We start from the raw sequence: 12508 nt of genomic DNA, 5'->3' as shown, positions 1-12508 counted from the left end.
TAACGGTGCGGCGGCGTTCGTGTTTGTGGAACCCCCCTATTTACTCCAAAAGGCTCCAATGGTGAAATGGAAAATTTATAGGTTTTTTTCTCATTATAAACAGACGTTTACAAAATAAAATCGCACACATTGAACAAACAGCTCAACCCCCTTTCGACAATTCCGGATGACGAAAACAGGTCACAAGGTGGTCGTTGACCAATCCGGCCGCCTGCATGTGGGCATAGACGGTGGTGGGGCCGAGAAAGGAAAAACCGCGCGACTTGAGGTCTTTTGCCAGAGTGGCGGAAAGCGGTGTCGAGGCCGGGACCTGATCAAACGATTCCCAACGATTCTGCACGGGCTCTCCGTCCACAAAGTCCCAGATGTAGTTGCAGAAACTGCCGAAATGCTCCTGTACTTCCAAAAAGGCCCGCGCGTTTGCCACGGCCGCTTCGATCTTTTTGCGGTTGCGGATGATGCCCGCGTCCCGCATGAGCGCCTCGACCACATCCGGTTCAAAACCCGCCACGGCTTCAGGGACGAACCCGGCAAAGGCCGTGCGGTAGTTTTCCCGCCGTTTGAGTATGGTCAGCCAGCTCAACCCGGCCTGCGCGGATTCGAGCATCAGGAATTCGAATTGTTTCTGGTCGTCGCGGACCGGCACACCCCATTCATTGTCATGATATTCCACTTCAAGCGGGTGCCTGGCCCATGCACAGCGTTGCATCGGGACCCCATGTTCTTTCAGGTGCATCAGGATTCGGGAGCCGAATCGGAAATCAGGATATGCGGGGATGGTGCGTATTACAAGAAAAGGCGTCAGGAATCAGAAATTCATGGCCGGACGAACTGCCGCGGCCGATCGGGAAGCGCCGCGTTCCGCGGACAGACGGTCCAGCATGTTCATCTGGCGGCGCGAAAGCGCGGAACGGTCGAGACTGCGGCCAAAGTCATACACGCCCACCACGTCGTCCATGACCACCACGCTTTTGGCGCGCCGGTGCCAGTCCAGTATGTTCAGGAAATCGGCCTCATACTTTCCTTGGTATTTCCAGCCGCCGCAACGGTCGGCAACAAGTTCGCGGCTCAGGCACAGGCACAGGGGGTCGATGTTGCACTGGCGCACGAGGGAACCGTCGTCCAGTTCCGGAATGTAGGGCTTGTCGAACGCAAGCTGCGTATCGATGCGGCCGATGACCATTTCCGCGTCAAAATGCTTGAGGTACAGGCGCAGGGCGTTGGGCTTGAGAATGTTGTCGTCGTCAAGGAAGATGAGCTTGCGGCCCCTGGCAATGCGGATGAGCAGGTTGCGGATGCCGTTGCCCCAGTCGTTGTCGGGCGGGAAATTGATGCTGCGCAGGGGAAGGCTCGTTTCCGGCGGCTGGGCCTTGACCCCGTCGAACCCGATGAGGACTTCCACCTGTTCGGGTGACAGCGCGGCATGACGCACGGCCGTTTCCACGCTTTGCACAGCCTTTTGCAGTGCGCGTGGTCGCTTGCCCGTGCTGGGGGTGATGATGGTGAACAGAATGTCGCCGTCCATGGCCATTTGTTCTTCTCCCTACTCCGCTTCTGCGGGCGCCTCTCCATGGCACCCATTTATCCGTTTCAGCATACCTATCGACCAATATTCAGGAGGTCTTTAGGAGGAAAATGACTTTTTTTGAAAACATCGACAAAAAAACGGCCTGCTCCGCACATGCGGAACAGGCCGTGGAGCACCGTTCACTATGATCAGCCCCCGCGTCACGAAAACCGAAACAGAAATAATCAACCCGTACGAACACACTTGATGTTCACGAACTCCCGCAGGCCGTATTCGGCCATTTCGCGGCCGTAGCCCGAGGAGCGGGTGCCACCGAACGGCAGAAACGGATCGCTGCGTACCAACCCGTTCACACACACGGATCCGGCCCGGATGCGCGCGGCAAGCGCAAGCCCACGCTTTGTATCGGCGGTCCAGACAGCACCGCCCAGCCCGAAGTCCGTACCATTGGCAAGGGCCACGGCCTCGTCTTCGTCCTCGGCCCGGAATACCAACGCCACCGGGCCGAACAATTCCTCCCCGGCCACGTCCGCATCCGGGGGAACGTCCGCTATGACCGTGGGCGGATAAAAGGCACCGGCACCCGGCAGGGGCGAACCGCCCAGAAGAATGCATCCCCCGGCTTCCACGCAACGGTCCACCTGATTCTGCAGCCTGTCGCGCTGGTATACGGAGGCCAGCGGTCCCATGTCCGTGTCCGGGCGCAGGGGATCGCCCACGCGCACGTCCTCCATGGCAAAAATCAGGCGCTCCAGAAATTCGTCGTAAATGTCGCGGTGCAGGATGAAGCGCTTGGCCGCAATGCAGGCCTGCCCGGCGTTGCGGCAACGCGAGGCAACGGCCGTGGGCACGGCCTTGTCCAGCTCCGCGTCCGGCAGCACGATGAACGGATCGCTGCCACCCAGTTCCAGCACGGATTTCTTGAGATACCGGCCCGCTGCCGCGGCTACGCTGCTTCCGGCACCACAACTGCCCGTGAGGCTGACCCCGGCCACGCCCGGATGGGACAGCACCGGTTCCACCACGTCCTCGTCGATGAACAGGGAACGGAACACGTTTTCCGGCAATCCCGCGGAAAGAAATATGTGTTCGATGACCTCGGCACAGCCGGGCACGTTGGGCGCGTGTTTGAGGGCCACGCCGTTCCCGGCCAGCAACGTGGGCGCGGCAATGCGGAAGACCTGCCAGAACGGAAAATTCCACGGCATGACCGCCAGCACCACGCCCTGCGGCTCGAAAACCACGGTGGCATCCTGCGGCGCTCCGTGTGGGCGCATGGGCGCAAGATACTGCGGGCCATGCGCCGCATAATGTTCACAGATCATGGCGCACTTCTCCACTTCAAGACGCGCCTCACGCAGGGGCTTGCCCATCTCATGGGTAATCAGGACAGCCAGCGGCTCAAGACGCGCACGAATCTCGCGGGCCGCCTCGCAAAGCATGTCCACCCGTTCCCGCATGGGAAAAACAGCCCAACGCGACCACGCCTCGGACATGTCGTCCAGCACGGTCGCCGTGGTCTGCAGGCTCCAGCAGGGAAAGGTATTCTCCACCCGGTTGGTGGCAGGATTGACGCTCTGTAGGATCATCTGGCGGTTGTCTCCGAAAAAAAACAGGATGCGGCGTGCGGGTGTTGCTGTCGTCGGCGCGTTTCGGGCGTACCCCATTTCATGGGCAAGGTCCATAGTTGCAGGCATGGGTTTTGCGATTTGGCCGGAAAAACCGCTCCCGCCCCTTGCCTTTGGCCGTCGATGCATTACCTTTTTGCGCATGGAACAATCATGGGCCATAGGCAACGGCAACCTGGCAATCCGCCACGACGACCTGACCGCCATGAGAACCGACGCCATCGTCAATGCGGCCAATTCCGAACTGGCCGGGGGCGGCGGCGTGGACGGGGCCATCCACTGCGCGGCCGGCGTGGAGCAACTGCAACACGCCTGCCGAGAAATCATTTCAGACATCGACACGCTGCCCGTGGGCAAGGCCGTGATCACACCCGGATTCAACCTCCGGGCGCGCCACATCATCCACACGGTGGGCCCCATCTGGCGCGGCGGCTCGAACAACGAACCCGCGCTTTTGAAAAACGCCTATGCAAACAGCCTTGAACTGGCTCGCAGTCACGGGCTGGAAAGCATCGCCTTTCCGGCCATCAGCTGCGGGGTGTACGGATATCCCATGGCCGAGGCCGCGCGCATTGCCCTCGGCGCACTGAAGCGGGGGCTTGAGGCCGGTCAGGTACGACTGGCCGTCATGGTCCTGCGCACGCGGGAATCGTTGGACGTCTGGTTGCGCGAGGCAGACGCCATTCTCTAGGAAACTCACGAAAAAGGACGAATCATGGAACTCAGGGGAACCACCATTCTGGCGGTCAAGGACGAAACAGGAACGGCCATGGCCGGAGACGGCCAGGTCACCCTCGGCCAGAGCATCGCCATGAAGCATACGGCCCGCAAGGTACGGCGCATCTACAAGGATAAAGTCACCATCGGTTTTGCCGGGGCCACGGCAGACGCCTTCACCCTGACCGAACGCTTTGAAAAGAAGCTGGAGAGCTACTCCGGCAATCTGGTGCGGGCCGCCGTGGAGCTGGCCAAGGACTGGCGCACGGACAAGTACCTGCGCAAGCTGGAGGCCATGCTGCTGGCTGCGGACGGCGAACACTTGCTGATCATTTCCGGCACCGGCGACGTGATCGAGCCGGACGACGGACTGGCGGCCATCGGCTCGGGCGGGGCCTATGCCCTTTCCGCGGCGCGCGCCCTTGCCCAGAATACGGACATGTCCGCCCGCGACATCGTGGAAAAGGCCATGCACGTGGCCGCGGACATCTGCGTCTACACCAACGGAAATCTGACAATCGAAACACAGGAAAAATAGATGAGTACGCTCACACCTCGCGAAATAGTATCGGAACTGGACCGCTACATCATCGGTCAGAACGCGGCCAAACGCATGGTCGCCGTGGCCATGCGCAACCGCTGGCGCAGGCAGCAGCTCGCCCCGGACCTGCGCGACGAAATCGCACCCAAGAACATCATCCTCATGGGCCCCACGGGCGTGGGCAAGACCGAGATCGCCCGCAGGCTGGCCAAGCTCACGGGCTGTCCCTTCCACAAGGTGGAGGCCACCAAGTTCACGGAAGTGGGCTATGTGGGCCGCGACGTGGAATCCATGATCCGCGACCTCATGGAGATCGGCATCAACCTCGTGCACAAGGAAGAAACCGACAAGGTGCGCATCCGCGCCGAGCGCAACGCCGAGGAACGCGTGCTCGACCTGTTGCTGCCCTCTTCGGGCTCGCGCACGCAGGGAGCCGGGTTCATGATGTCTTCCGACGCCGAGCCAAAGCCCGCCAAGGACGACAGCACCCGCGAAAAATTCCGCCAGATGTTCCGCTCCGGCCAGCTGGACGAACGCGAGGTGGAGGTGGAGGTGAGCATGCAGGGCGGGCCGCAGATGGAAATCATGGCCATGCCGGGCATGGAGGACATGGGCATGCAGATGCAGGACGTTCTGGGCCGCATGTTCCCCAAGAAGAAAACCAGCAAGAAGATGAAAATCCGCGACGCCTATCAGGTGCTCATCGACGAGGAAACCGAAAAGCTCATCGACATGGACAAGGTCACGGAAATGGCCCGCGAGCGCGTGGAACAGACCGGCATCATCTTCATCGACGAAATGGACAAGATCGCGGCCCGGCAGGATCAGGGCGGCGGAACCGACGTTTCCCGCGAGGGCGTGCAGCGCGACCTCTTGCCCGTGGTGGAAGGCTCGGTGGTCAACACCAAGTACGGCATGATCAAGACCGACCATATCCTGTTCATCGCCGCGGGCGCGTTCCACTTTGCCAAGCCCTCGGACCTGATCCCCGAACTGCAGGGCCGCTTCCCCCTGCGCGAGGAATTGCAGGCGCTGGGCAAGGAGGAATTCTACCGCATCCTCACCGAACCGAAGAACGCCCTGACCGTGCAGTACAAGGCCCTGCTGGAAACCGAAGGCATCACCCTCGATTTTTCCCGCGAGGCGCTGGAAGAGGTGGCCGGATTCGCCCAGAGCGTGAACGAGGAAACCGAAAACATCGGCGCGCGCAGGCTCTACACCATCATGGAAAAAATCCTGGCGGACCTCTCGTTCGAGGCCCCGGACAAGAGCGGCCAATCCGTCACCGTGGACCGCGAATACGTGCAGTCCGCGCTGGCAGACGTGACCGAGGACCGCGACCTTTCGCGCTACATTCTGTAGCATCCTTTCCGCACATCATGAAAAGGCCGCCCTTCGGGGCGGCCTTTTCTTTTTCTCAAGCCCTGTTGCACCGCGCCGCTTTCTGGTACAAAGGCACGTTGCATCAACAACGGAGCTTGCAAATGAAAATAGGATTCATGGGGCTGGGCATCATGGGCGCGCCCATGTGCCGCAATATTCTGGCCCGGGGACACGAACTGACCGTCTTCAACCGCACCGCATCCAAGGCCGAGCCACTGCGCGAAGCCGGAGCCGTTGTGGCGGCCACTCCGGCCGAACTGGCCGAAGCCAGCGACGTGGTGGTGACCATGGTCACGGACCACGGGGCCGTGGACGGGCTGCTCTTCGGCGGCAAGGGAGCGTTGCGCGCCCTGCGCGGCAAGACCTTCGTGAACATGAGCACGGTTCTGCCGGAATATTCCCGGCTGCTGGCGCATCGGCTGGAGGAAAACGGCACGCGGTTCGTGGACGCGCCTGTTTCCGGCTCCTCCACTGCGGCGGAAAAGGCCGGGCTGATCATCCTTGCCGGGGGCGACCTCGAACTGGTGGACAGCCTTGAACCGCTGTTCGGGGCCGTGGGCTGCAAGACCGTGCATTGTGGTGAAACAGGGCAGGGCTCCATGATGAAGCTGGCCAACAACCTGGTCCTTTCGGTCATGCTGCAGGGCGTTGCCGAGGGCATGCGTTTCGGCATCGAGGGCAATCTGGACCGCGAAACCATCATGGAGGTGCTGCTCTCCGGCCCCATGGCCAGCCAACTGCTGGAGTTCAAGAAGACCATGCTCGTGCAATCCGAGTTCCCGGCCCAGTTCCCGCTCAAGGACATGGCCAAGGACGTGAACCTCATCGCCGAGACAACCGGAAACCTGCCGCTGGAGTTCCCCTGTGCCACCGCAGCCGGAATACAATTCAACCATGCGGTTTCGCTCGGTTTCGGGGAGGAAGACTGCGCAGCCATCTTCAAACTGCTGTAGCAACGCGGTTTGAAACCGCCGCAGACCGTTATCCGCGCAAAATCGTCCTGCGGACATTGACTCCGGGCGCGTCCGGCCCTATTCTTTCGCCACATTTCATATTCATATTCTGTTCCAAGGAGTTGCGCCCATGGCGGACAAGTGCAAGGAAAATCCCATGAAGGACATGCCCCTGCCGGAAATGACCTTCACCACGTTCATCTATTCGCTGAGTTCCTCGGCCATGGTGGCCCTTGGCGAGGCCCCGGACCCCAGCACCGGCAAGGTCGAATTCGTGCCGCATCTGGCCAAGCACACCATCGACGTGCTGGGCATGCTGCAGGACAAGATCGAAAACGGCCTTTCCGAAGAGGAAGGCAAGCTGCTCTGCGACATTTTATACAACCTGCGCATGGCCTATGTGAACAAGGCCGGCAAATAACCGGAGTTTTTTCATGTCCCAGAACATCAGGGCCGGGCTCGTGGGCGTCACGGGTTACACCGGCATGGAACTGGCGCGCCTCATGGCCCACCATCCGTCAATGGAACTGGTCCGGGTCACCTCCCGTTCCGAGGCGGGCAAGCCCTTGTCGGCCATTTATCCCTTTCTTCAGTCCATCCCGGTGGGTGAGCTGGAAATAACCATGCCCGACCCCGAGGACCTGGCCCAGGCCTGCGACATCGTATTTCTTGCCGTGCCGCACAAGACCGCCATGGAAATCGCGGCCACCCTGCTGGACCACGGCGTGCGCGTAGTGGACCTTTCCGCGGACTTTCGCATCAACGACAAGAGCGTTTACGAGCAGTGGTACGCGGTGGAACACACCCGGCCCGAGCTGCTGGAGACCGCAGTCTACGGCCTGCCCGAACTGTATCTCGACCAAATCGCCGAAGCGCGACTCATCGCCAACCCGGGCTGCTATCCCACGTCTGCCATCCTCGGCCTTGCCCCGGCATTGTCCGAATCCATGGTGGCCACGGACGGCATCGTGGTGGATTCCAAGTCCGGCACGTCCGGCGCGGGCCGCGGGGCCAAGGTGGGGACGCTCTTCTGCGAGGTACACGATTCCTTCAAGGCCTACGGGCTGGGCACGCACCGGCACACCCCGGAAATCGAGCAGGAGGTTTCCAAGCTGGCGGGCGCGGATATGACCGTGTCCTTCAACACGCACCTGCTGCCCATCGACCGGGGCATCCTGTCCACCATCTACACGCAGCTCAAGGACGACGGCATGGACCTCGCCACAGTGCGCGCCGCCTATGAAAAATTCTATGCGGGCAAGCCCTACGTGCGCGTGCTGCCCGAGGGCCAGCTCCCTGAAACCCGCTTTGTGCGCGGCACCATGTTCTGCGACATCGGGCTGGTCAAGGACGATCGCACCGGACGGCTGATCATCGTCTCGGCCATCGACAACCTGTGCCGGGGCGCTTCGGGGCAGGCACTTGCCAACGCCAACCTCATGAGCGGCCTGCCGCTGGAAACCGGCCTGCCCAAGGCACCCATGATGCCTTAGCACGCGGGACTGCCGCACCATTTCCCGCCAGCAGAAAACTGCAAAAAAGGCGGGCCAAAAATCACGAAAAGCGTATGCTACAGTTTCAGACACCGGACGGGAAAACCCCGTCCGGCGCGTCTGACGCATGCTGCGTCTCGAACACATGAAACCGTCAAGGAGCAATCATGAACAACGATTTCACCTTTTTCATACCCACGAAAATACTCTTCGGTCCCGGCAAGGTCCGCGAACTGGCTTCCATGACCATGCCCGGCAAAAAGGCGCTGGTGGTCATCAGCGCGGGTAAATCCATGCGCGCCAACGGCTACCTCGACACCGTGCTCGACGGCCTGCAACAGGCCGGAGCCGAAACCGTGGTCTTCGACAAAATCCTGCCCAACCCGGTCAGCGAGCATGTGGCCGAAGGCGCCCAACTGGCCCGCAGCGAGGGATGCGACTTTGTGGTGGGCCTCGGCGGGGGCAGCTCCATCGACTCGGCCAAAAGCATTGCGGTCATGGCCGTGAACCCCGGCGAATACTGGGACTACATCAACGGCGGCACAGGCGGCGGCAAGCCCGTGGAAAACGGCGCGCTGCCCGTGGTGGCCATCCCCACCACGGCGGGCACCGGTACCGAGGCCGACCCGTGGACCGTGATCACCAACACCAAAACGCAGGAAAAGGTCGGATTCGGCCTGATCCCGGAGACATTCCCGGTCTTCTCCATCGTGGACCCGGAACTCATGGCCACGGTGCCGCCCAGGCTCACGGCCTTTCAGGGCATGGATGCATTCTTCCACGCCGCGGAAGGCTACATCGCCACATGCAGCCAGCCTGCCAGTGACGCGTTCGCGCTGGAAAGCATGCGGCTCATCAACGAGTACCTGCCGCGCGCGGTCAAGGACGGATCGGACATGGAGGCCCGCAGCGCCCTTGCATGGGCCAGCACCCAGTCCGGCCTTGTGGAGTCCACGTCCAGCTGCACGTCGGAGCACTCCATGGAACACGCCCTGAGCGCATTCCACCCGGACCTGCCCCACGGCGCAGGCCTGATCCTGCTCTCCACCGCCTATTTCTCGTTCATGGCCGAAAAAAAGCCGGAACGCTTCCCGGCCATGGCCCGTGCCATGGGCGTGAACGTGGATGCTCTGCCCGCCAACCAGCAGGCCACGGCCTTTGTTCCGGCACTGAAACGGCTCATCGAAAACATCGGGCTGGCGGACATGACCCTTGAAGAATACGGCATCGACAAGTCCGAGGCCCCGGCACTGGCGGACAACGCCATGACCGCCATGGGGTTCCTGTTCACGCTGGACCCGTACACCCTGTCCCGCGACGAAGTCATCACCATCTTCGAAAACAGCTTCAGCAAATAGACGTTTCCCCGGTCCCGCTCCTGTTGGGTGCGGGACCGGAAACATTCCCCTCCTCCTTCTCCATCTTCACGATCTTGCCCACGCCGCTCGTCCACTCACGATCAGACAGCCGGGAAGGGGGCGCAAAAAAAACGCAGGGACGACGCGTATTTCACATACGCGAGGCTCTGCGTTTTTTGCAGCAACGACGCAGACGCGCCCTTACCGGCTGTCTGACAGGATTTTGTTGCCGGGCCCGTCCGGCGGAGCAAATTCGGCCCCGCCTTCAGGCATGCGCGTAACAGCATCCCAGTGATGCGTGTCCGGCGGCTCGATTGCAGTACGGCGCACCATGTTGTGATGGCTGAAACCGCCATGGAAATTGACATCGGTTTCCAGACGGCTGTCCGAAACCATGTTGTTGGAACTGCCCCACTGGAAGGTCAGATGACGGATATTGCGCGCCGAACCATTCACGAATTGACAGCCATGGCTGCGGGCAAAGCGGATGTAGCCGTTGCCCTCCTTGCCCTTGTTCCAGGCCCCGTCAATACGCACGTTCCGCGCGACAACGTCCTTGCTGGATTCAAACACCAGCGGATGCCGGCCAGCCATGCGGATATCCACGTCGTGCACCTCGCAATCCCCGGCCCATTCGAAACGCACGCCGTCCACGGCATAGTGCGGCGCAAGATTTTCGTACACCCCGTCTGCCACGGCCCGCTCAAGCCCCGGAACCTGTTGCTCAAGGGTGAATCCGCTCAGGCGCACATCGGTGACCAGCCTTGCGGCGCGCACCTCGGTCCCGGCAGGAAACGGAATCTCCGGAGACCGGCGCAACAGCACGTACCCGGGACCGGAAGCCTCGACCCAGCCGATGTACTGGCGCAGAGGCGGACGCTTCTTTCGCCAATGCCGCGCGTCGATGGAATCCAGAAAGGCCTCGTCGTTGTCCACGGCAAGCCAGATGGCCTTGTCGCTCTTTTTCCAGCCGGACACAGCCACAAGCCGGGAGTTGGGATCATACGCCTGTTCCAGCGTTCCCACCTGCCCTCCGCGCCTGCCGCGCACGAGAATAACGGCCTCGCCCTGTTGTGCGGTGAGCTCTGAAACCAGAACGGTCTTGCCCGGGCCCTGACCGCAGATGACCACGTCGCTTCGGTCGATGACCACCGGCGTGCGCACGGAAAAACGGCCTTCGGGCAATATCAGGATCAAAGGCGAATCCGGGGCAATACGCACCTGTTCCATGATGGCCGCGCCCGCATCGGCATCCCCGGCAAGGTTCACTTTGACCCGGAATCCGGCCGAAGCCTGCCCCGGCACGAGCAACTGCCTGTGCCGCATGGACGACATGATGTCGGCCAACGACGGCGCGCTGATGGCCCCGGTTCCCAGACCGCACAGGGCGAACAGGAGAACGAAATTGAGCGTGACCAGAATGACGCGCACCGAGTTGCGCAACCCGTCCAGACCCACGCCCGAAGACTCGATCTTCTGGGAATCGGTCTTTTTCTTCTGCCACGTCTGTTTGTCCAGATTGAACATGGTTACAATCTTGACCGCCGCGCCCACCCACTGGTTGAACAGCATGAGGGGGATGTGGGTCACGCGTAGTTCAAAACCTTCCAGCACGTACATCCACAGCATGGCCAAACGGGTGACGATGACCCACGAGGCAAAGAAAACCAGATAAAACGGCGACACGAACAGGGAAAGCATGAGCACGCTGACCAGCCCCACAAGCGGTGTCCAGGTGGTGAAGCGCTGATCCACGATACACCACCAGATAAAGCCGCCCATGGGCTTTGGCCCAAGGCGGATGGCCCGCATGTTGTTGCGCAGCATGTTGCCGTACCAACGCTTCATGAGCGAAATGCTGCTGCGCATGAAGTCCTGTTGCCGCGATTCCACGGCCACCACGGGAGCGTCCGGCACATAAAGCATTTCATAGCCTTTCTTGAGCAGGTAGAACCACGTGGATTTGTCGTCGCCCATGAGAAAACGGAAACGCCCGAACATCCACGACTCAAGATAGTCGGCCTCCACGAAACGGATAAATTCCTCGCGCACCACCACCGAGGCCCTGTACAGGGAAAAACGTCCGGTAACGGTCAGCACGCGACGGGAAAGTGAGTGCGAATGAAACTGGTGATTGCGCTGCGCGAACTTCAGACTGTACCAGTCGTGAAAAATCGTGGAGCAGTTCTGCTGCATGCCGATATTGTCCGTGGTCAGCGCGCCCAGATGCGGCTGCAACCGGAAAAACGGCAGGCACTTGGCAAAGGTGCCCGGCTGAACGAGCGTATCGCCGTCCATGAATATGACCACGTCGTTGCGTGCGTCCGGGTGCCATTGCAGCGGGTCGTTGAACTCGCGGGCAATGCAGCGCAGGGCATGGCCCATGGCCACGCGTTTTCCTTCGCGCTGCTGCATGAACACCAGATTCACGTCCTCGCCGCCGCGCACCCCGGCCACGGTCTTGGCGATGAACTCGGCCTCGGGCTCACTGCCCACGCTGGCCACCATGATCACGTCGCTGGGAATGGAACGCGCTTCGCGCACCAGAGCCTCGAAAACCATTTCGGTTACGTTGAAATCCTCCTGAAACGAAGGAACCATGACGAACAGGCGTTTGGGAAACGGGTCCTCCAACCCGTCCGCGGCAACCCGCAGCCTCGGAAAAGCATGCTTGCGGTAATACCAATGCCGCACCGCATGAACCACCTGCCACGCATACCGCCACAATCCGAACAGGCTGATGGCTATCAACGCCTGCCGCTTGATGTACCAGGCCCTGTCCGGCAGGGCGATCAAAAGCAGCGCGGCCACGGCCAGATAGACCACCGTGGGCGGCAACGCCTTGATGATGGCGCGGCCCGGAGGCAAACGCTCCGGCAGCGAGCATGCCAGAAAACGGGAGAGCAT

General features: G+C 61.2%; 11 protein-coding genes. 7 read left to right on the top strand and 4 right to left on the bottom strand.

The features are described from left to right. Window positions 1–142: 142 nt before the first annotated feature. The 3 genes from F8A88_RS01690 to F8A88_RS01680 form a co-directional block, all read right to left on the bottom strand. On the bottom strand, window positions 143–709 hold the full coding sequence (locus tag F8A88_RS01690) for a DNA-3-methyladenine glycosylase I (protein WP_151149239.1): 567 nt from the start codon (window positions 707–709) through the stop codon (window positions 143–145). Between the two features lie 99 nt (window positions 710–808). Then, complete coding sequence (locus tag F8A88_RS01685) at window positions 809–1531, bottom strand: glycosyltransferase family A protein (RefSeq protein WP_338325273.1); 723 nt, start codon at window positions 1529–1531, stop codon at window positions 809–811. A gap of 221 nt (window positions 1532–1752) precedes the next feature. After that, entirely contained in the window at window positions 1753–3225 is a 1473-nt protein-coding gene (locus F8A88_RS01680) for an NAD-dependent succinate-semialdehyde dehydrogenase (protein ID WP_241667309.1), read from the bottom strand. Between F8A88_RS01680 and F8A88_RS01675 the strand changes: the two genes are divergently transcribed. From F8A88_RS01675 to F8A88_RS01645, 7 genes are all read left to right on the top strand, one after another. Further along, the gene (locus tag F8A88_RS01675; protein ID WP_421958062.1) at window positions 3224–3847 is read left to right on the top strand and encodes a macro domain-containing protein; all 624 of its coding nucleotides are present in this window, start codon (window positions 3224–3226) and stop codon (window positions 3845–3847) included. The two genes, F8A88_RS01680 and F8A88_RS01675, sit on opposite strands and share 2 nt — an antisense overlap. A 24-nt stretch (window positions 3848–3871) precedes the next feature. Next, window positions 3872–4411, top strand: coding sequence for an ATP-dependent protease subunit HslV (hslV, locus tag F8A88_RS01670; RefSeq protein ID WP_151149237.1), 540 nt, complete (start codon window positions 3872–3874; stop codon window positions 4409–4411). Continuing rightward, entirely contained in the window at window positions 4412–5776 is a 1365-nt protein-coding gene (gene hslU, locus F8A88_RS01665) for an ATP-dependent protease ATPase subunit HslU (protein WP_151149235.1), read from the top strand. It begins immediately after the preceding gene. Window positions 5777–5898: 122 nt separating this feature from the next. Further along, window positions 5899–6750, top strand: coding sequence for an NAD(P)-dependent oxidoreductase (locus F8A88_RS01660; protein WP_161598304.1), 852 nt, complete (start codon window positions 5899–5901; stop codon window positions 6748–6750). Window positions 6751–6880: 130 nt separating this feature from the next. Continuing rightward, window positions 6881–7171, top strand: coding sequence for a DUF1844 domain-containing protein (locus F8A88_RS01655; RefSeq protein ID WP_151149231.1), 291 nt, complete (start codon window positions 6881–6883; stop codon window positions 7169–7171). Window positions 7172–7184: 13 nt separating this feature from the next. Continuing rightward, complete coding sequence (argC, locus tag F8A88_RS01650; RefSeq protein ID WP_151149229.1) at window positions 7185–8243, top strand: N-acetyl-gamma-glutamyl-phosphate reductase; 1059 nt, start codon at window positions 7185–7187, stop codon at window positions 8241–8243. 167 nt (window positions 8244–8410) lie between these two features. After that, a complete protein-coding gene (locus F8A88_RS01645) occupies window positions 8411–9601 on the top strand; it encodes an iron-containing alcohol dehydrogenase (RefSeq protein WP_151149227.1) in 1191 nt (396 codons plus the stop codon). A gap of 201 nt (window positions 9602–9802) precedes the next feature. Here the strand turns inward: F8A88_RS01645 and F8A88_RS01640 are convergent, their stop codons facing one another. After that, complete coding sequence (locus tag F8A88_RS01640) at window positions 9803–12508, bottom strand: glycosyltransferase (protein ID WP_151149225.1); 2706 nt, start codon at window positions 12506–12508, stop codon at window positions 9803–9805.

This window comes from Pseudodesulfovibrio senegalensis (assembly GCF_008830225.1).
Lineage (GTDB): Bacteria > Desulfobacterota > Desulfovibrionia > Desulfovibrionales > Desulfovibrionaceae > Pseudodesulfovibrio > Pseudodesulfovibrio senegalensis.
Note: the sequence above shows the minus strand (reverse complement) of the source record. Positions and strands in the feature narration are given on the sequence as shown.